The 19055-nt window shown below is 39.5% G+C and carries 20 protein-coding genes; 14 read left to right on the forward strand and 6 right to left on the reverse strand.

Annotation, left to right across the window (positions count from 1 at the left end; all coding sequences use genetic code 11):
- Positions 1-28 precede the first annotated feature (28 nt).
- The 3 genes from GKR92_11720 to fnr form a co-directional block, all read right to left on the reverse strand.
- Positions 29-514 carry a cytochrome c gene (locus tag GKR92_11720; GenBank protein QMU62327.1) on the reverse strand — a complete coding sequence of 162 codons (486 nt, stop codon included), beginning with the start codon at positions 512-514 and terminating at the stop codon, positions 29-31.
- Positions 515-524: 10 nt separating this feature from the next.
- A complete protein-coding gene (locus GKR92_11725; GenBank protein QMU62328.1) occupies positions 525-893 on the reverse strand; it encodes a group 1 truncated hemoglobin in 369 nt (122 codons plus the stop codon).
- 184 nt (positions 894-1077) lie between these two features.
- Positions 1078-1821 (reverse strand): fumarate/nitrate reduction transcriptional regulator Fnr, encoded by a 744-nt coding sequence (gene fnr, locus GKR92_11730; protein QMU62329.1) that lies wholly within the window; start codon positions 1819-1821, stop codon positions 1078-1080.
- Positions 1822-2090: 269 nt separating this feature from the next.
- Here fnr and GKR92_11735 point away from each other — a divergent pair, with 269 nt between their 5' ends.
- The 12 genes from GKR92_11735 to GKR92_11790 are packed head-to-tail and all read left to right on the forward strand — an operon-like array spanning position 2091 to position 10968.
- A complete protein-coding gene (locus GKR92_11735) occupies positions 2091-2702 on the forward strand; it encodes a hypothetical protein (GenBank protein ID QMU62330.1) in 612 nt (203 codons plus the stop codon).
- Positions 2703-2720: 18 nt separating this feature from the next.
- Positions 2721-3530 carry a hypothetical protein gene (locus GKR92_11740; protein ID QMU62331.1) on the forward strand — a complete coding sequence of 270 codons (810 nt, stop codon included), beginning with the start codon at positions 2721-2723 and terminating at the stop codon, positions 3528-3530.
- Positions 3531-3573: 43 nt separating this feature from the next.
- The gene (locus GKR92_11745) at positions 3574-4758 is read left to right on the forward strand and encodes a fatty acid desaturase (GenBank protein ID QMU62332.1); all 1185 of its coding nucleotides are present in this window, start codon (positions 3574-3576) and stop codon (positions 4756-4758) included.
- Positions 4759-4782: 24 nt separating this feature from the next.
- Entirely contained in the window at positions 4783-4986 is a 204-nt protein-coding gene (locus GKR92_11750) for a hypothetical protein (protein ID QMU62333.1), read from the forward strand.
- Positions 4987-5008: 22 nt separating this feature from the next.
- A complete protein-coding gene (locus GKR92_11755) occupies positions 5009-5620 on the forward strand; it encodes an SCO family protein (protein QMU62334.1) in 612 nt (203 codons plus the stop codon).
- Positions 5607-6989, forward strand: a complete 1383-nt coding sequence (locus GKR92_11760) for a cytochrome oxidase (protein ID QMU62335.1) — start codon at positions 5607-5609, stop codon at positions 6987-6989. Before GKR92_11755 ends, GKR92_11760 begins: the two co-directional genes overlap by 14 nt.
- Positions 6986-7552, forward strand: a complete 567-nt coding sequence (locus GKR92_11765; protein ID QMU62336.1) for a c-type cytochrome — start codon at positions 6986-6988, stop codon at positions 7550-7552. The genes GKR92_11760 and GKR92_11765 overlap by 4 nt, the downstream gene beginning before the upstream one ends.
- Positions 7552-7758 (forward strand): hypothetical protein, encoded by a 207-nt coding sequence (locus tag GKR92_11770; protein ID QMU62337.1) that lies wholly within the window; start codon positions 7552-7554, stop codon positions 7756-7758. Before GKR92_11765 ends, GKR92_11770 begins: the two co-directional genes overlap by 1 nt.
- 8 nt (positions 7759-7766) lie before the next feature.
- The gene (locus tag GKR92_11775; GenBank protein ID QMU62338.1) at positions 7767-8579 is read left to right on the forward strand and encodes a c-type cytochrome; all 813 of its coding nucleotides are present in this window, start codon (positions 7767-7769) and stop codon (positions 8577-8579) included.
- 3 nt (positions 8580-8582) lie between these two features.
- Positions 8583-9989: a hypothetical protein gene (locus tag GKR92_11780; protein QMU62339.1), complete on the forward strand. Its 1407-nt coding sequence runs from the start codon at positions 8583-8585 to the stop codon at positions 9987-9989.
- A 27-nt stretch (positions 9990-10016) separates the two neighbouring features.
- A complete protein-coding gene (locus tag GKR92_11785) occupies positions 10017-10403 on the forward strand; it encodes a DUF302 domain-containing protein (protein ID QMU62792.1) in 387 nt (128 codons plus the stop codon).
- 25 nt (positions 10404-10428) lie between these two features.
- A complete protein-coding gene (locus GKR92_11790; GenBank protein ID QMU62340.1) occupies positions 10429-10968 on the forward strand; it encodes a hypothetical protein in 540 nt (179 codons plus the stop codon).
- A 67-nt stretch (positions 10969-11035) separates the two neighbouring features.
- Here the strand turns inward: GKR92_11790 and GKR92_11795 are convergent, their stop codons facing one another.
- The 3 genes from GKR92_11795 to GKR92_11805 all read right to left on the reverse strand — a co-directional run bounded on the left by GKR92_11795 (position 11036) and on the right by GKR92_11805 (position 15528).
- The gene (locus GKR92_11795) at positions 11036-11221 is read right to left on the reverse strand and encodes a hypothetical protein (GenBank protein QMU62341.1); all 186 of its coding nucleotides are present in this window, start codon (positions 11219-11221) and stop codon (positions 11036-11038) included.
- A 31-nt stretch (positions 11222-11252) separates the two neighbouring features.
- A complete protein-coding gene (locus tag GKR92_11800) occupies positions 11253-12470 on the reverse strand; it encodes a ribonucleotide-diphosphate reductase subunit beta (GenBank protein QMU62793.1) in 1218 nt (405 codons plus the stop codon).
- Between the two features lie 175 nt (positions 12471-12645).
- Positions 12646-15528: a ribonucleoside-diphosphate reductase subunit alpha gene (locus tag GKR92_11805; GenBank protein QMU62342.1), complete on the reverse strand. Its 2883-nt coding sequence runs from the start codon at positions 15526-15528 to the stop codon at positions 12646-12648.
- A gap of 516 nt (positions 15529-16044) precedes the next feature.
- Here GKR92_11805 and GKR92_11810 point away from each other — a divergent pair.
- The gene (locus GKR92_11810; protein QMU62343.1) at positions 16045-17853 is read left to right on the forward strand and encodes an ATP-binding cassette domain-containing protein; all 1809 of its coding nucleotides are present in this window, start codon (positions 16045-16047) and stop codon (positions 17851-17853) included.
- A 67-nt stretch (positions 17854-17920) separates the two neighbouring features.
- Entirely contained in the window at positions 17921-18298 is a 378-nt protein-coding gene (locus GKR92_11815) for a S24 family peptidase (GenBank protein QMU62344.1), read from the forward strand.
- The last annotated feature ends 757 nt before the right edge of the window (positions 18299-19055 follow it).

Consider the following 19055-nt stretch of genomic DNA (forward strand, 5'->3'; position numbering starts at 1 on the left):
ATTTTGTATTCATAGATTAAGTTTTTGCTTAATTATTGGATGTAATAGGTTCTTGGATAGAGAATAGAAATAAAATGAGTTCTAAAATTCTACCTCTAACTAAGGTATCGCCGTACTCAGGGTCTACTTCTGACCAAGATTCTGTACTATATCGGTTTCCCCAAATTGGCATTAATCTTGGCCCATGGCTTTTTACGATTTCTCTACCATCGATAATTAAATAGGTTTCAAGAAAAGGGAAGACACCATTATTATCTGCAAGCAGTGTGGTGAGATCAGAGGGTTTGAAAACAAGCGCAAATGCATAGGGTCCATTTCCTTTCCCATTATCTCCATGACATAACGCACATCGTTGCTGAAATTCTTTAGCGCCAGCATTTACTGCATCTATAGATTCGCTCGCAGACACGGTATTAAAGCTACAAGATAATATTAAGAAAAGTAAAAATAATAGTGCTTGAGTAGTATTTATTTTTAATAAATTTGCTTTATCGAAACTATATTGATAGCGCATTTCTAAGCTCCTATTTTCCAAGCACATCTTTTCGATGCTCTTCGATTTTTGCCATTACCTTATTTATTAATGTGTCTTCTATTGCTAATTCTTTTAAGGTAGCGCTTACGCATTCCATCATGGCATCTACATGATCATCATTAAGGCCATTTTCAACAACCTTCTCATGTGCTTTACGCATCGTTTTTCCTAAATATAAAGATGGGCCACCAAATATGTTTGTTAAAAAACTGGACATTTTTCGCTTTTGTTTTTCTATATCTATATTTTTGAAAAAACCATTAATGCGTTCGTCACGTAGTATATTTACATAGAGAATGGCAGAAGCTTTTTCGACAGTTTCCTTGCCTCCTATCTCATCAAATAATGTCTGATCCATAACGCCTCCATAGATTGATATCAATTTAGTAACGGTCTTTGCCACTAAAGGCTTTTCGCTTTAGAAGCGATATAGATAGGTTAAATGCGCAACGATATGCGTGATCTGATATAGATCAGTAATTAGCGAATAAGCTAATGAATTGTCTAGGTAGGAAAATTGAAGTGTATATAGGGGAGGCTATTTAGTTTAAAGACTGATCGCCTTCAGCAATATCACACAATAGACTATGGTTAAGTATCGATATTTTCTTTCTGTTGGCATCTAAAACTTTGTTGTCTTTAAATTTAGAAATTAATCTACTTATTGTTTCATCTGCAAGTCCAAGATAGTTACCAATGTCATATCGAGTCATTGTTAAGTCAAACTCTTCTGCTGAATATCCACGAGCTTTAAAACGTCCAGAGAGGCTGATTAAAAACGTTGCTAGTTTTTGTTCAGCATTACGGCGCGCAAGCAACATCAGCATTGTATGGTCTTTGGTAATTTCATTACTAATCAAACTGAGTAACTGTTGTTGAAGGCCTGGTATTTTCACGCATAAAACATTTAGATCATTAATGGGTAATTCACAAATAGTAGTGGTATCAAGTGATATTCCCGAACAACTATGTATTTCGTTATCTAAGCCATCTAAACCAAGCAGTTCACCGGGCAAATGGAAACCTAGTACTTGTTCTTCGCCATTTTTGTCTGTACTAAATGTCTTTACAGATCCCGATCTAACGGCATATACACAACCCGACTTTTCGCCTTGTCTAAATATAGTCTCGCCTTTCTGTACCAGTCTTCTTTGTTGGATTACCTCATCTAGAGTCGTTAGATCATTACTATCTAAGCCTCGTGGAAGGCATAACTCAACCAATGAGCAATTTTTGCATGAAGCCTTAAGTGATTTGAAATTAACTTTTTGTTCGGTCTGAGGCATTAGGTTTCTATATTTCCCTTTGTACTATAAGGTTTGCGTGCAGTCTCTATATACATATGTTAACGCATTCTAGCGCTTAATTATTATGAATAAGCATCTTAATTAATTTGTTCAATTGAGCTTTCCTGTTCTAGATCAGTAAATACGAATAATAATTCATTTTATTCAGTATCTGAGAAATTATGCTGATTTAGATCAGTGTAATCCTGTAAGGCCCAAATTAACCTGTGTTCAAGATTTTGGCACAAAATTATTTGGAGATTAAGAACATGGGTCTATTTAGTTCAAAGAAAAAAGTACATCAAGCTACAAAACTTATTTGCAATAAAAAAGATGCTGGTTCATACAAATGTGTCTTTTTAGCATCTTATAGAAAACTTCCTGTTGAAGTGAGTTGGGAAGAATCTTCTGTTGCCGATGACAAAATGTCAGAGTCTTTGCATATGACAGGATTGAATCGTTTCCCCTGTGTAGAGGAAGGAGATTTTACGGTATGCGGAGCAGAGGCTGTTTTAACTTATTTAAATATAAAAGGGGCGGCACCTACAATACATCCGAGAAAAGCTAGGTTGTTGGCTGCACAAAATTATTGGGTTCAAGTTTTATCAAGAAAATTTGAACCATTGTTAAATGATATACCAAGTAATGTAGTGCGCATCTCAGACATTCTAGAAGTTTTAGACAGGGAAATAGCTGGAAACAATTATATTGTTGGAGAATTCTCACTCGCAGATGTTCATTGGTCTGCAGTATTCAAGTTACTTGAAGACCAAGGTCAAAGCAGCTTATTTAGTGGCTTCAAAAACTTAAATTCATGGTTGACTAAAATTAAAACAGAGATACCAGGGTATGAGTCTAATACTGAAAAAGTAGCGGCATAAAAAATTACATACATTTTAATGATAGGAAAAATTATGACAGATTTATTCAATGCAATGGCAGAAAAATCAGGACATGCAGATGCTTCTAAATATGGCATGTCTGGTGAAATGAAAAAGACACAATACGTGCTTGAGTTGATTGGCTCTCCAACCGATGCAGATACTCTCAAATGTATTATCACAGCTGCAGAACAAGGTATGGAGATGAATTGCTACAGCATGATTACTAATGCTGTAGATGGCATGGATAATTTAATAAAAGAAATATCTCCATTCTCAATTACTCCCTGCTTAAAAGAGGGTGACTTTGTTACTTGCGGTAGTGATGCCATAACTTCATTCACAGATGCACGAGGTTTGGGATATGCGCTTACGCCACGTAATGCATCGCTTGCAGCAATGCAAAATTATTGGGTAGATATAGCTGAATCAAATGTTGCACCTCATGTAAATCTTATGGTTGATGAAGCGATTACAAAGAAAATAAAAGATTCTTCTTATTTGCCTGATACACAGGTGATTAATGCTAATAACGAAGATCTAAAAATATTTTTTGATGCTTTAGATCAGCAGTTGTCAAGTAACAAATATATTGTTTGCGATAAGTATACCTGGGCAGATCTTCATTGGACTGCATATGCTCATCTTTGTGTAGTCGCTGGGTATGAATCTATTATCGATGATAGAAAAAATGTAAAAGCATGGTTTGATCGAATTAAATTTAGAAAAAGTCAATGTGGCCAAGATCTCATAGCTTATGACATGTTGCCAAATTCAGGCGAGACACTGAAAGGACAACTTAAGGATGTGGTAATTGATAATTACTAAGAAAATTAATTTAAATAATAAATAGATAGTAAGTGAGGAAATAATGCATAAATTTTTAGTAAATATAAGATATTTTTTAACACCGAGTTTAATTTTCTTAGCGTTAGTAGGTGTTGTAGTGGGTGGGCCCTGGGTATGGACGGGGGTGGGGTTATTTATTGCATCCATCATTGTCGATTATTTAACGAGTGCTATGAAATTTATTCACTGCGGGCCTGCGGGCACGGATGAGAATGGGGAGTTGTATGGTATAGCTAATTTATTAAAGGTAATGATGTGGGTGCAGTATCCAATATTTGTGATGCTGCAATTAGCATTGGTATGGCGCGTATATGAATATGTAAGCGGCGTATCTTTTGGTCCTTCTGAAATTTTAGGCATCACAATTCATCATGGTGTTACAGGTTGGCAATTGTATGGTGCAACAGTATCTGCAGGCATCTATCTTGGGCTCGGCATTATGTTTGGGCATGAACTTGCGCACACAAAAGGACCTACCTTTGTATTAGCACGTTGGATGATGGCGTTAAGTGGTATCGCACATTTTTGTTATGCGCATGTGTATAACCATCATTTAGAATTAGGCTGTGAAGATGATCCTGCAACTTCTCCTAGAGGTCGTAGCATTTACAAGCACTATCTACTTTCTCACTTTGGCCAATCGCGATTTTTATTCGTGATGGAAAAACAGCGTTTACTTAAAAAAGGTGTGCCATTTATCTCTTGGCAAAATCGCTGGATACGCGGTTACGCAATGAGTCTTCCAAGTATCTTCATGTTTTGGTTTGCAGGTGGTTGGGTAGGTTTGGGTGTGATGGTGGGTTCCTGGGTAATTTCGGCTTTTGAATTAGAGGTATTAAATTATCTTGAGCATTACGGATTAATTCGTGAGAAAGGCCAACCGATCGATTATCACCATTCATGGGATGTAGGCGATTCTCCTTTTACACAATGGGGCTTCATAGAAATAGGTCGTCAGGCAGATCATCACGATAGAGGCGAGACTCACTTTTGGGAGTTAGATGATTGTGGTGCACCCGATACTGGTTATGGGTACTACACAATGTTTGCGATGTTACTTGTGCCACCAGTATGGGAGGCATTTATAAAACCGCGACTTGCGGAGTGGGACGAAACAAGAGCCAGCGAAGGCGAACGTAGTATTGCAGCCAGAATGAATTACAACGCAGGCTGGCATGACATGCCGCTTTGTGAAAAACCATCTTAATTCTATTTCTTTGAGGAATTTTAAATGAAAACACCACTAGCATTACTATCAATAACAATTTTTACAGCGATGATAGGTTTTATTTTGTATTCAATCGGGGTCGGTGATCACCATGCCGACCCTATATGGGCGCTTGGTACCTCTGTCGTATTTCTAACGGTGTTATTAATTGATGTATGGATGTTTTTTGCCATCGCAGGCGAAGAAGCTTATCAGTGGAAAATTTAAATTTATTAATTAAATAATTTAAATGCATGTGAAACGCTTAATTATTTTAATGCTAACCGCAACGTTGGTATTAATTGGTACAACAATATTTGCATTTATGCATCATGAGGATGGCCTTAGTAAAAAAATTAATTTTAATTTAATAAGCCATAATAATATTGAGAAAACTGAAAAAAATTTTGAAGATAAGTGGTTGTTTGTATATTTTGGTTTTACCAACTGCCCTAAGGTATGTCCAACACAAATGTTTGTTATGAAAAAAGTTTTGCAAGAGCTGAAATTAAGTGGGCATTCCAATTTAGTAGTACCAATATTCATTACTGTGGATCCAGATCGTGATACACCTAAAATAATGAAGAATTACATTGCGCATTTTGATGCACGCATAGTTGGGCTGACTGGAACAAGAAAAGAGATAACAAAAGTTAAAAAGGTTTTTAGAACTTTTTCGCAATTCACACAGACATCAAATGATTCGAATAACGGAGTAATTCATTCAGACTATTTCTATCTCGTAGATCCAAATGGTGTGCTAGTTGGCAGCTACGCAAATAATCAAGATTACATGCAACTTACAAAAAATATTCATGACAATTTAAGTAACAATATAAAAGTTAGCAATGAAAGAAAATAACAACCCATTACCATCAGGACATGAGCCCGATACCGTAAGGCTGATATACGCATATTTTTCTTGGTCAGCATTTTGGTTAATGGTGGGCACGATTTATGGGTTGCTTGCCGCATTTAAACTGTATTGGCCCGATCTTTTAGCATTTAGTGGCTTATCGTTTGGGCGAATTCGTCCAGTGCATACTAATGTAGTGATGTTCGCATGGTCATCTATGGCGTTAGTGGGTTTGGCATTATTTATTGTTTCACGTACCTCAAAAGTGAAATTATATAGCGTGCGATCTTCACGTTATGCTTTGTATTTATGGAATATTGCCATTGCGCTTGGAGTGATCACCTTGTCGTTAGGGATAACGCGCGGACCGCAAGAATATCGAGAACTTATTTGGCCGATTGCGGTGATATATGCAATAGGCTTATTACTGAATGCGTATAACAGTTACCAAACTGTTGCTAATCGTAAGCCTAAAGAAATATATATTTCTAACTGGTATATCTTAGGCGCATTTTGTTGGCTTGCGATCCTTTATACCGTTGGGTACTTACCATTCTATCAAGGTGGTATCGGAAATATTGTCACGCAAGGGTATTACATGCATACGGGAGTAGGCATGTGGTTTACTCCATTGGTTTTAGGTATTACTTACTATGCACTTCCTCGCATATTGGGTAAGCCAATATATTCTTATGCGCTAGGAGTTTTGGGTTTTTGGACTAGTTTAGCTTTTTACACACTCATTGGTGCACATCATTTTATTTTCAGTCCAGTTGCTTGGTGGGTGCAGACGACTGCAATTTTATTCAGTGTTGGGATGATGGTGCCAGTGTGGTCTGGGTTTGGTAATTTTTTTATGACTGCAAAAGGTTCGTGGCACAAGGTGCGAAAAAGTTATGCAGCTATTTTTTTATTAGTAGGGATTTGGGGTTATGCACTGTCTTCCACGCAAGGAACTATAGAAGCATTTAGATCTGCCAATATTTATTGGCATTTTACTAATTTCACAGTAGGGCATTCACATCTTGCTATGTATGGGTTTGTAGCATTTGGAATTTGGGGTGCGATCTATGGCTTGCTTCCACGTATAACGGGGCGCTCGCCAACTGAAGGCATGATGGGCTTGCATTTTTGGTTAGCATTTGTTGGTGGCAGCATGTATGTAATTGCCATTTCAATTGCTGGAGTACTGCAGGGGATTTCTTGGGTAGCGGGAGAGTCATTTATGGCTTCTGTGCATACCGCTGCGCCTTTGTGGTTGTGGAGGTCTGTGGGTGGTTTGATGATGGTAGCAAGTCATGTTGTATTTGTAGTTAATCTTTGGGAAATGCGTCCACGTTCTGAAGCTACAGTATTAAAGGAAGTGCATGCATGAGTTTACATACTGATCATCGTGCATTGGTAGCTGTTTCAGCGATAGGGTTTTTCGTGCTTACTTTAATAATTGCAGTGTTTCCTGCATTTGAAGCACAAAAAACATTACCATTAGAAAATATAACTGCGCGCACAGTTCAACAAGAACGCGGTCGTGAGCTATACATAGAAGAAGGTTGTGCATTTTGTCATACACAATTTGTTCGTAATCTTCCTGTAGATGCGCCTTATGGAAGAGGATCTGTAGCGGGAGATTTTGCAACTGAAGACCCGCCTTTATTGGGGACACAGCGTACTGGGCCAGATTTGTCCAATGTTGGTGTTCGACAGCCTAGCGAAGTGTGGAATTTAATCCATCTTTATAACCCTAGAGCAGTGGTTGCAGGCTCAGTAATGCCTGGTTATCCGTGGTATTTCATAGAAAAAAAACAAGCTGATATCAATGATGTATTGGTGCCTGTACCTGATACATATAAACCAAAAAATACTCAAATTGTGGCTACTGATGATGCACAAGCAATCGTTGCGTATTTGCAATCACTTAAACAGGTAGAGATTCAATAATGTTTGAAGAGGCTACATATTATTTCAAGCTGTTTCTAACGCTTTGTGGCGATATTGTCAGTTCTGATATTTCAGTGCCGGCGTTGCTGGTTGTTGTTTTTTCTGCAGGGGTTGTTGTTTATGCATTTTACCAAGCGATTATTTGCACCCTATGGCCTGGCGAAACTTCATCAGCACATATTAAGCGTAAAGTTTTAGAAGACTGATTCAAAAAATGAAAATAGAAATATATTTAGATGATGACTCAAAGCCATATAAGGTTATAGAGCCACCAGAGAATATAAAAATTAATTCCAAAGAATTATCAGATGGTCGTCATCGATTACGTTTTTGCGCAGTTGAAAAAGATGGTGTCACTAGTGAGCGAGAAGTTGAATTTATTGTTAGTAATGGCCCTAGTATAGCTCTTCACGGTATTCGTAATAATGATGTGGTTTCAGGAGAAGTTTCAATATTAGCTAACGCCTATAGTAGCCGCATCGGTGATGAATTTGAGCCAGTACGTATAGAGACACCTTTGCCGATTCCAACATGGGCATGGGTACTTTGTTTAATTATTTTTTCTTGGGCGGTTGGCTATCTTACTTGGGAATATGGTGCTCGGGAGTCATTACTTTCTAATTCGAGTATTAGTTCTGGAATTAATAGTGGTACGAGTTCTAATTCAGATAATAAAGATCAACTTAGTAAAAATGATAGTAGTGATGTTTCTGTACTGGGTGAGCAAGTGTATGGGAATTACTGTGCATCATGCCATCAAAGTAATGGAGAAGGTTTGCCAGGTGTATTTCCGCCTCTTAAAAATAGCGAAGTAGTGTTAGCGGATGACGCAAGCGAACATATAGATATAGTCTTGAATGGGCTAAAAGATAAAGAAATTTCAGGTGTGAATTACTCTGCACCCATGCCAGGGTTTGCTGCGCAATTATCGAATGAAGAGGTTGCTGCGGTTGTAAACCATGAACGGTTACAATGGGGAAATTCTGCTAAAAAAATAACGAGTAAGAACGTTGCGGAAAAGCGCTGATTTATGTTCTTTTTAAACCAAACAGTACATGGAAGTTTATTTATGTTTTCAATAAGGTCGTTAATTATATTTATATTTATTTTTTCCCCAACGCTTACAAGCGCCACCAATGGTTATTTTTCCCACGGTACTGGCATAAAAACTCGTGCTCTTGCAGGAGCGGGCGTTGCATTTCCACAAGATGCAATGGCTAGTGCAACTAATCCAGCAGGCATGGTTTTTGTTGGTGATCGATATGATGTGGGCTTAGTCATTTTTAATCCTGATCGAGGTTATTCCTCTTCTAATAGTTTAGCGAATGGTATGGGCGGTGCATTTACGATTGGGCCTGATGCGCAAGACAGTGGCGATAATATTTTTCTTATTCCTAGTTTTGGTATTAATAAGATGGTGACTGAGCGAGATGCGATTGGTTTATCAGTCTATGGAAATGGCGGTTTAAATACGACGTATAGATCTGGCGGTGGTTCCGCAACGTTTGATCCTGATGGAATGGGTCCAGCACCCGTGACTACCTTTGCTGGCGTATTTGGTGGAGGTACCGCAGGTGCTGATTTATCCCAACTATTTATCAATTTTTCCTATGCGCATAAATTTAGCGATACATTGTCAATTGGTATTAGCCCGATCTTTGCTGTGCAGTCATTTCGAGGCAATGGTGTAAGCCCATTTGCAGGTTTCACCAAAACTTTTGTAGAAAGTGGTTTTACTCAAATGCCCACTAATTTAACTGAAAATGGACAAGACTACTCTTATGGTGGTGGTGTGCAAATTGGAGTGGTAGCAAAAGATTTAATTGGAACCACAGACTTTGGAATTTCTTATCGCTCAAAGATTTGGATGAGTGAGTTTGATGATTATTCTGACTTGTTAGCTGAAGATGGAGATTTTGATGTACCGCCTACATTATGGGCGGGTATTGCAGCAGAATTAAGTGAGAGTGTGACACTAGTATTTGATTACCAAAAGATTTGGTATGACGAGATCGATTCATTAGGTAATGATTTTGAGAGACTATTTGATTGTCCGGCATTGGGTGGCTCTAATGTGGAAGCATGTTTAGGGGGTGATGAGGGTGCAGGATTTGGGTGGAACAATGTTGATGTGTTTAAACTTGGTTTGCAATGGCAAGCTTCTCCAAGCGCAACTTGGAGATTTGGTTTTAGTCATGCTGATCAGCCGATTGATAGTGATCAAGTTTTATTTAATATACTAGCAACCGCTGTAGTGGAAGATCATGTTACCGCAGGTTTTACCTATAAAACTAAAAATATGGGCGAACTAAATTTTGAAGCAATGCATGCATTCCATCATTCCCAAGACGGTGTGAATCCTTTAGATCCTACTCAAACTATACGCATTAAAATGAAACAATATGAAATTGGGCTTGGTTGGTCTAAGGAGTTTTAAATGCAAGATAAAGAAACAAATCAAAGCATGTATTACATTGCTGAGACTGAAAAACTATTTGATCAGGCAGTCGATGATTTAGAGATAGCAGTAAAAAAACATGGTTTCGGAGTGTTGCATATTCATGATTTAGGTAACACGCTGCGTAGCAAAGGCGTGGATTTCAATGAGGAATGTAAAATATTTGAGGTATGCAATCCTAAGCAAGCTGCGAAGGTTTTATCTACAGATATGCGTCTTAATATGGCATTGCCGTGTAGAATCTCTGTCTATACAGAAGGCGCGACTACAAAAATAGGCTTGATTAAGCCAGAAAAAATGTTATCAGCGCTTTCTCAAAATAAGAGTTTAGAAGAAACGGCTAATGAAGTAGAAAAAAAGACAATTAAAATGATAGAAGAGGCAAAGGCATAAATACATATTCGTTAGCCTAATAATTATGAAACCTATAATAGATAAGTTACATAATGACCACATAAACTTTATCAAGCTTTTAGAGTTTCTAGAAAATCAGCTACGTCTGTTGAAAAATTATCAACAATCAGACCTGGAATCCATGCTTGATGCAATTCAGTATATGAAAGAATATCCTGATTTAGTTCATCACCCCTTAGAGAATGTCGTATTCAAATATTTCCTAGAAAATCACGATGAAGTTCGCAGCGAGTTAAAAACACTTTTGCATGAACATGATGAATTACCTGAGCTCACCGATAGACTTATCGAAATGCTACAAAGTGCGCTAGCTGATATACCTCAAAAAAGAGAGGAGCTTCAACGATACTTAAAAGAGTATATTTCTGTTCAAAAAGAACATATGAATAAAGAAGAATCACTTGTTTATCCAATTATTAATTCAGTCCTAAATGATGATGATTGGGAAAATATTAGTAGCGAATTGGAGTTTGTTAAAGATCCTTTGTTTGGAGATAGTGTTAAAAAATCCTACCAAGCTTTATTGCAAAAAGTTATTGGATAAAAAAAAGGGAGCAGAGGTTGCTCCCTTAATATAACCACCATAGTGGTGGCCCCATAACGCCGGTTAACTACTGCATTAAATCGCTTACCAATACGTCATTCACAGGTAGTGAACGATAATGGGTAACTTCTTTGGTTACAGTGTTCATGGTTAATTCGAAATAAACATTCTTTTCTTGGTTAAAAACTTTGATGGTTTCTGTACCATTTTCTTTGGTTACATACGCTTGGTTTAACATTGCATTATTTGTCATGTTGATTACCAATCCTATTGCCAGGCCTTGCCTACCACGTAAGCGCCCCGCCAGTTTGGTACTCCGTTACGCGTGTTTCAAAGAAATTCTTTTCCTTTTTAAGGTCCAAAATTTCAGACATCCAAGGGAAAGGGTTGTTGGCTGCATTGTATTGCTGTGGCAAACCAATTTGTGAGAAACGTCGGTTGGCGATGAACTGCAGATATTCTTCAAACATCGGTGCGTTCAAACCTAAAATGCCACGTGGCATGGTGTCGTAAGCATATTGCGTTTCTAAATCTACACCACCCTTAATCAGGTCAATCATTTCTTGTTGGAACTCTTCAGTCCATAAGTGCGGATTTTCTAATTTGATTTGGTTGATTACGTCGATGCCAAAGTTCATGTGCATAGACTCATCGCGCAGAATGTATTGGAACTGTTCTGCAACGCCGGTCATTTTATTGCGACGGCCCATGGAAAGAATTTGCACAAAACCTACGTAGAAGAAGATGCCTTCAAACACTACATAGAATGCAATGAGGTCACGTAGTAAACGTTGGTCATCTTTTGTGGTACCGGTGTGAAAGTCTGGATCGCCCAAGCTGTTGGTGTATGGCAGTGCCCATTCCGCTTTTTTAGCTACTGAGGGTACTTCGCGATACATATTGAATACTTCGCCTTCATCTAAACCTAAAGACTGAATGCAGTATTGATATGCATGGGTGTGAACCGCCTCTTCAAACGACTGACGTAATAAATATTGACGACACTCAGGGTTAGTGATGTGTTTGTATACGGCTAACACTAAGTTGTTTGCTACGAGTGAATCGGCAGTAGAGAAGAAACCAAGGTTGCGCTTGATTACGGTACGCTCGTCTTCAGTTAAGCCTTCTGAATCTTTCCATAAAGAAATATCGGCATTCATGTTTACTTCTTGCGGCATCCAGTGGTTTGAACAACCATCTAAATACTTCTGCCAAGCCCATTCATATTTGAAAGGTACCAATTGGTTTAGGTCTGCACGGCAGTTGATAATTTTTTTGTCATCAACTTGGATGCGGTCTGCACCCATTTCAATGCCTTCTAAACCTGTGACACCTTCATGTCTTTCATTAGCGCTTGTGTTTTCAGCCTGTTGTTCTTCTGATGCAACTTCATCTCTTAGGTTTTGCAGTGCTTGTGTGGCTTCAACAATTGCGGTGGTACTTGGCGTAGCCACCACCTCTTCAAAAGTGTGTGATGTCTTTGGGTCTGTTAGTACTGGCACATCTTGTGATGTAGCAGAATCTGTAAACACGGCGGGTGCGGCGGCACTTGTCATGACGCGCGAATCAGCGATTGGGTCTTCCCAGCTTTGCATATTTCCTCTCTCCTCTATTTAAAAACCAAACTTATAAAAATATTTTCTAAGCAAGGTTTTGGTCTACTATATTGCCTGTCTATTATTGGCAGGCTTCACATTCTGGATCTAAGATCGAACAAGCCTGCGGTGCTTTACTGTCGCCATTACTAACTGCATTCAGTTTGCTTTCTCGACCTTCGACGGTACTTTTTTCTACATGCGTAGCGCCCATAGAGCGTAAGTAGTAAGTAGTTTTTAAGCCACGTACCCAGGCTAACTTGTATAAGTTATCTAGTTTTGTGCCTGAAGGTTCTGACATGTATAAATTGAGCGACTGTGCTTGATCAATCCATTTTTGTCGGCGCGAAGCCGCTTCGACTAACCAGCGTGGATCTACTTCAAACGCAGTGGCATATAACACTTTTAAATCTTCTGGAACGCGATCAATCGATTGCACACTGCCATCATAATATTTGAGGTCATTGGCCATGACTTCATCCCAAATGTTGCGTTGCTTTAAGTCGTCAATTAAATGTGGATTGCTTACCGTAAACTCACCGGATAAATTCGATTTCACAAATAAATTTTGGTAGGTAGGTTCGATGCTTTGTGTCACACCACAAATATTAGAAATAGTTGCGGTTGGTGCAATTGCCATGGTGTTGGAGTTGCGCATGCCCACGGATTGCACACGTTGACGTAAGCTGTCCCAATCCATCGTCATGCTGCGATCTTGTTTTAAATAATCACCGCGACCTTGTTCTAAAATTTCAATCGAATCGATGGGTAAAATACCTTGGTCCCACAATGAGCCTTTATAGGTTGCATAGGCGCCGCGCTCTTCGGCTAAGTTGCTAGAAGCTTGAATGGCGAAGTAGCTAACCGCTTCCATCGAACGATCGGCAAATTCCACTGCGTCTTGGCTGCTATACGAGATGCGTTGCTTATACAGTGCATCTTGAAAGCCCATCATACCCAAGCCCACTGGACGGTGACGCAAGTTAGAACGTTTTGCTTTGTCTACGCTGTAATAGTTGTATTCAATTACGTTGTCTAACATGCGCATCGCGGTAGAGATGGTTTGTTCTAGCTTATTAAGATTTAAGCCGTTTTCATCTATATGCGCTGCGAGGTTTACAGAACCTAGGTTACACACTGCAATTTCATCTTGCTTGGTGTTCAGCGTGATTTCTGTGCATAGATTAGAAGAGTGCACTACACCAGTGTGTTGTTGTGGCGAACGTAAATTACATGGATCTTTAAATGTGATCCAAGGATGACCGGTTTCATACAACATGCCGAGCATCTTGCGCCAGAGGTCTACCGCTTTTAGACGTTTGAAGTTTTTAATTTCACCGTTATCTGCCATTTTCTCGTAAGCTGCATAACGATCTTCAAAAGCTTTACCACTTAACTCGTGTAAATCCGGTGCTTCATGTGGTGAGAATAATGTCCAAGGCTTGTCCTCGCTGACACGCTTCATGAATAAATCTGGCACCCAGTTGGCCGTGTTCATATCATGGGTGCGACGACGATCATCACCGGTGTTTTTGCGTAGGTCTAAAAACTCTTCTATGTCTAAGTGCCAAGTTTCTAAGTAGGCGCACATTGCACCTTTACGTTTACCGCCTTGATTGACTGCAACCGCGGTGTCGTTAGCCACTTTAAGAAACGGAACCACACCTTGTGATTTACCATTAGTACCTTTGATGTGTGCGCCCATGGAGCGTACCGGTGTCCAATCATTGCCTAAACCGCCCGCAAACTTGGATAACATGGCATCGTCTTGAATCGCTTCAAAGATGCCGTGTAGATCATCCGGCACGGTGGTTAAGTAACAAGAAGATAATTGTGGGCGTAAAGTGCCAGAGTTAAATAAAGTAGGCGTTGAGCTCATGAAGTCAAACGAAGACAACAACATGTAGAACTCAATCGCACGTTCTTCACGCTCCACTTCGTTCAGTGCTAAACCCATCGCTACGCGCATAAAAAATGCTTGTGGCAATTCAAATCGAGTGCCCTCACTTTGAATGAAGTAACGGTCATACAAAGTTTGCATACCCAGGTAGGTGAACTGGTGGTCACGCTTCGGTTGTAACGCTTTACCAAGTTTCTTTATGTCATATTCGCTAGCCAGTTTTGGATCTAATAATTCTAAGGAAATCGCTTTGTGAATATAGTGTTCAAAGTAGTCTGCATACTGATAAGACATTTCTTTGAAGGTAGCTTCAGTAGGCATGTCATAGACAAAAGTAAGTGCTTCACGACGCAGGGTATCTAACAATAAGCGTGCTGCTACATAGCTGTAATTTGGTTCTTGTTCAATGAGTGTGCGTGCGCTCATGGTGACCGCTGTGCCCACTTCATTTTCAGGAATGCCGTCGTATAAGTTGCGCAGGGTTTCATCGATGATCGGTCGTGCGGGTACATCAACGGTATCTGTACAGGCTTCTTCCACCATGCGCGACAAGCGCTCGACATCTAGAAGTTTTACATTACCTGCCTCATCTTTTACGTTCAGGTTAGGAGTGTCGGTTTCTTGTTGGCTAGTATGTGCAGCCAATTCAATTTGTGCGCGTTCTTGTGTGCGTTCTTCTCTATATAAGACATAGGCGCGAGCTATTTTATGGTGCTCACTGCGCATCAGAGCCAGTTCAACCTGGTCTTGTATGTCTTCTATATGGAAGGTGCCGCCTTGTGGGCGACTGCGTGACAGGGCATAGAAAACTGTGTCAGTAATCTTATCCACCATCTCATGAATACGAGTTGATGCCGCGGCATGACCGCCTTCAACGGCTAGAAAGGCTTTAGTGACCGCAACCTTAATTTTTTCACGATCAAAGGTGGTTACCTTGCCATTACGGCGAATTACACGATATTGGCCGGGTGCTGTGGCAGCAATTTCAAGTTTAGTAGGTGCATTATTTTCATGTGGAGTGTTTGGGGTTTTTTCTTCGGTAATAGTAGTAAGTTCTGGCTGCATTTGGTCTCTCAGCTTGGCATTATAAGTTATTGTTTTTACTTCCCTTTTTCACGCGCCCTTAGATCTATTTTTATAAACTTCAGGTAAACTGAAGTGGACTGCTGTGAACGGGGATTACTATAAATTGGGGTGAGAATTTCGTCAAGCACAACATCTTGTGTGTATGGTGTGGAATAAGCTGTGGATAAGCTGTGGATAAGCCGTTGGTTGAATACAATTAGGTTAAAATATCCTGAACGTTCGTGTGGTTGGAGAAAAGCAAGCTTTTTTTGGCGCTTTTGACTTAAAATCTTTCGATCGATTGGATAGAAAAGTTTTATAAAAGATCTTCTTTTTTTTGTACTGGGGCACACTGAGATCTGCAAAAACGACCGTTTAAATTTTTCCAAATTTAATTTTTTACTCAAAAATATATTCAACGTGAATTCAGAGATATTAAGTAAAAAATTTGTTTGCGTCATGATGCCTAGGCATACATAAGTCCCGTCATTTTTAATAATTAACTAATGTAATTACATGCAATTTCACGCACGAACCGAAGAGCCGCATAAAAAACGTACCGATTTTAAAAATCTGTTGCAGATGTTTCCTTATTTGTGGGCCTTTCGTTGGCGAGTGCTCATTGCTTTAGGGTGTTTAGTGATCGCTAAAGTGGCGACGGTTGCAGTGCCATTAATTTTGAAGCGCATTGTTGATTCATTAGATGTAGAAGCTAGTTTATTAATATTGCCATTAGGTTTTTTATTAGCCTATGGCGCTTTGCGTTTAACCACTGCGATATTTAATGAGTTGCGTGATGTGTTATTTGCGCGCGTTCGCTACCGTGCAATCCAAAATCTTTCTACGCGTGTGTTGGAGCACTTGCATAACTTGTCGTTGCGTTTTCATTTAGAAAGACAAACCGGCTCGATCACACGTGATCTGGAACGCGGTACGCAAAGTCTGTCTTCGATTATCAATTATATGGTGTTTATTATCGTGCCGACTTTTGTTGAGTTGGGATTGGTTGCAGCCATTTTATTGGGTGCTTATGCATTGAAATTTTCAGTCGCGACCTTGATTACGATCATCATATATATCTCATTCACTCTATTTGTAACTAATTGGCGCATGAAATATCGCCACGAAATGAACCGTTTGGATTCGCAAGCCAACTCGATTGCCGTAGATAGTTTGCTGAACTATGAAACCGTAAAGTATTTTAATAATGAGCGTTATGAGTTATCGCGCTATGGTGAAACGCTTTCGCAGTGGGAGAATGCAGCGGTAAAAAGTATTACTACCATGTCGATGTTGAACTTTGGTCAAGCCTTCATCATTGCTATTGGCGTTACCATCATCATGATTTTTGCAGCCGGTGGCGTGGCTGATGGAAGTATGACGTTGGGTGATTTGGTATTGGTGAATGCATTGATGTTGCAATTGTTTGTGCCGCTTAATACTTTGGGTATTGTGTATCGACAGATTACGTATTCACTGGCAGATATGGATATGTTGGTGAAGCTGTTGCAAAAAGATACTGAAATTAAAGATGCAAACGATGCAAAGCAATTGGCAGTAAGTGCAGCGCAAATTGAATTCGATAATGTTTCGTTTTCATATAACCAAGATCGCGAAATTTTACGTAATGTTTCCATCGCTATTCCTTCGGGACATAAAGTAGCCGTAGTCGGCGCCTCGGGTGCGGGTAAGTCGACCGTCGCACGTTTGCTGTTTCGTTTTTATGATGTGACTGAGGGTGCAGTACGAATTGATGGTCAGGATCTGCGCGAATGCACGCAACAAAGTCTGCATGAAAACATTGCCGTCGTTCCACAAGACACCGTGCTATTTAATGAGAGCATCTTTTTCAATATCCAGTACGCTAAACCCGGTGCGAGCAAAGAAGAGATTGAACAGGCTGCGAGGCTGGCCAATATCCATGACTTTATTGAACAGCTTCCACAACAGTATGAAACCATTGTCGGTGAACGTGGCCTGAAGCTTTCAGGTGGTGAAAAGCAACGCGTTGCGATTGCGCGTGCGGTATTGAAAAATCCAAGGATTGTTATTTTTGACGAAGCGACTTCCAGCTTGGATTCGCAATCGGAAAGTATGATTTTGAATGCCATGCAAGAGGTCACCCAAGGGGTCACTACCCTGGTGATTGCGCACCGTCTTTCAACTATTGTTGATGCCGATAGTATCTATGTGTTTGACCATGGGCAGGTAGTGGAAACGGGTAGCCATCGTGAGCTGCTAGCGCAACAGGGTATTTATGCCAATATGTGGGCGCTACAACAGGAAGAACGTGCCGCGGAAAAAGCTGTCGAATCAGAAGTTTAAGTGATACCGAGAATGGAATTAGTATGAGACATTTTTGCAAAGTACAATATTAATTATGAGCCAAAATATGAGCGACTCTAAAAATCCTTCAGAAGCTGTCATAAAAGAACAAGTACTGCACGCTGATTTAGCCGACCACGGTGGTTGCGCAAATTCAGAGCCGTTTGCGTTGCGAGTGATAGGTGACAGTATGGAGCCTGAATTCAAAGATGGCTGTATTATTATTATCGATTCAGCTGCGGCTGTAGAGAGCGGTAGTTATGTGCTGGCAATGGTAAATGAAGAATATATTTTTCGCCAATTCATTGTTGAAGATGATCGCTATTATCTGCGCGCACTCAAACAGGGCTATGAAGAAATATCACTTTCGAATAGGGATGCAGTGCGAGGCGTTATTGTTCAACGTGCGGGTACACGTCGTAAAGATCACAAACACTATACTTAAGTAATACCTCTGATTTACTTTATTAGATTTAGTTCATAAGTCTTTTTTCGCGTCTAAGCTCCAAGTTATTCCTCCTCTGTTTGTCGTTTATTCCATTGCTTCCACCTTTTGTCGTGAAGATGTCGTTCACCTGTAATATTTTATTAACTTTCTGTGTATAGTCTGCGCCCCGTTACTTAAAGGATAAGCCAAAAGTGTTGGGCTTAAGAATTTAAGTATCTATATATTCAATATGCCGATGATAAACGACTGGTGATTGAAACTAGAACCGAGTTGTCTCGTAGCAGTTTAAAAAATGCTTAAGTAATGATGCTAATTGACGATAAAGGTGTAGTTAAATCTTAGGATTATAAGAATATCGATTATTACGAATAAAAAAGATTCATATCGATAAATTGAACTTGAAGTGATTGGCTCCGTCTAACTAACATAAGTACTGAAAAAATAATTTTTAACGATATTATTAATTTAACCCATAATTTTAAAATAGAGGAACATTACCATGACTAGCTGCGTAGAGAATGCCTTTGCATACAATGTATTGATGCCTGATGTGTTGTTATTTGTAGTAGGAATATCGACTGTATTTGGCTTAATGCTTTTAATTTTTTAATACATACCGATTTTATACGTAGATATTTCTCCCCTTAGTTGCGTAACTAGCCCCGTCTTTTAGCGGGGCTTTTTTATTCTTAAAATAAATGATGTACGACCGCCATGGAAGGCGGAAGTGCAGAAAATGCAGGAGCAATTTTCT

Source organism: Gammaproteobacteria bacterium (assembly GCA_014075255.1).
In the GTDB taxonomy this organism is placed as follows: Bacteria; Pseudomonadota; Gammaproteobacteria; order UBA4575; family UBA4575; genus JABDMD01.

Bases quoted from the DNA above. Each gene is read 5' to 3' on its own strand.
- GKR92_11720 (QMU62327.1), bottom strand. From the start codon at position 514: ATGCGCTATCAATATAGTTTCGATAAAGCAAATTTATTAAAAATAAAT.
- GKR92_11725 (QMU62328.1), bottom strand. From the start codon at position 893: ATGGATCAGACATTATTTGATGAGATAGGAGGCAAGGAAACTGTCGAA.
- fnr (QMU62329.1), bottom strand. From the start codon at position 1,821: ATGCCTCAGACCGAACAAAAAGTTAATTTCAAATCACTTAAGGCTTCA.
- GKR92_11735 (QMU62330.1), top strand. From the start codon at position 2,091: ATGGGTCTATTTAGTTCAAAGAAAAAAGTACATCAAGCTACAAAACTT.
- GKR92_11740 (QMU62331.1), top strand. From the start codon at position 2,721: ATGATAGGAAAAATTATGACAGATTTATTCAATGCAATGGCAGAAAAA.
- GKR92_11745 (QMU62332.1), top strand. From the start codon at position 3,574: ATGCATAAATTTTTAGTAAATATAAGATATTTTTTAACACCGAGTTTA.
- GKR92_11750 (QMU62333.1), top strand. From the start codon at position 4,783: ATGAAAACACCACTAGCATTACTATCAATAACAATTTTTACAGCGATG.
- GKR92_11755 (QMU62334.1), top strand. From the start codon at position 5,009: ATGCATGTGAAACGCTTAATTATTTTAATGCTAACCGCAACGTTGGTA.
- GKR92_11760 (QMU62335.1), top strand. From the start codon at position 5,607: ATGAAAGAAAATAACAACCCATTACCATCAGGACATGAGCCCGATACC.
- GKR92_11765 (QMU62336.1), top strand. From the start codon at position 6,986: ATGAGTTTACATACTGATCATCGTGCATTGGTAGCTGTTTCAGCGATA.
- GKR92_11770 (QMU62337.1), top strand. From the start codon at position 7,552: ATGTTTGAAGAGGCTACATATTATTTCAAGCTGTTTCTAACGCTTTGT.
- GKR92_11775 (QMU62338.1), top strand. From the start codon at position 7,767: ATGAAAATAGAAATATATTTAGATGATGACTCAAAGCCATATAAGGTT.
- GKR92_11780 (QMU62339.1), top strand. From the start codon at position 8,583: ATGTTCTTTTTAAACCAAACAGTACATGGAAGTTTATTTATGTTTTCA.
- GKR92_11785 (QMU62792.1), top strand. From the start codon at position 10,017: ATGTATTACATTGCTGAGACTGAAAAACTATTTGATCAGGCAGTCGAT.
- GKR92_11790 (QMU62340.1), top strand. From the start codon at position 10,429: ATGAAACCTATAATAGATAAGTTACATAATGACCACATAAACTTTATC.
- GKR92_11795 (QMU62341.1), bottom strand. From the start codon at position 11,221: ATGACAAATAATGCAATGTTAAACCAAGCGTATGTAACCAAAGAAAAT.
- GKR92_11805 (QMU62342.1), bottom strand. From the start codon at position 15,528: ATGCAGCCAGAACTTACTACTATTACCGAAGAAAAAACCCCAAACACT.
- GKR92_11810 (QMU62343.1), top strand. From the start codon at position 16,045: ATGCAATTTCACGCACGAACCGAAGAGCCGCATAAAAAACGTACCGAT.
- GKR92_11815 (QMU62344.1), top strand. From the start codon at position 17,921: ATGAGCGACTCTAAAAATCCTTCAGAAGCTGTCATAAAAGAACAAGTA.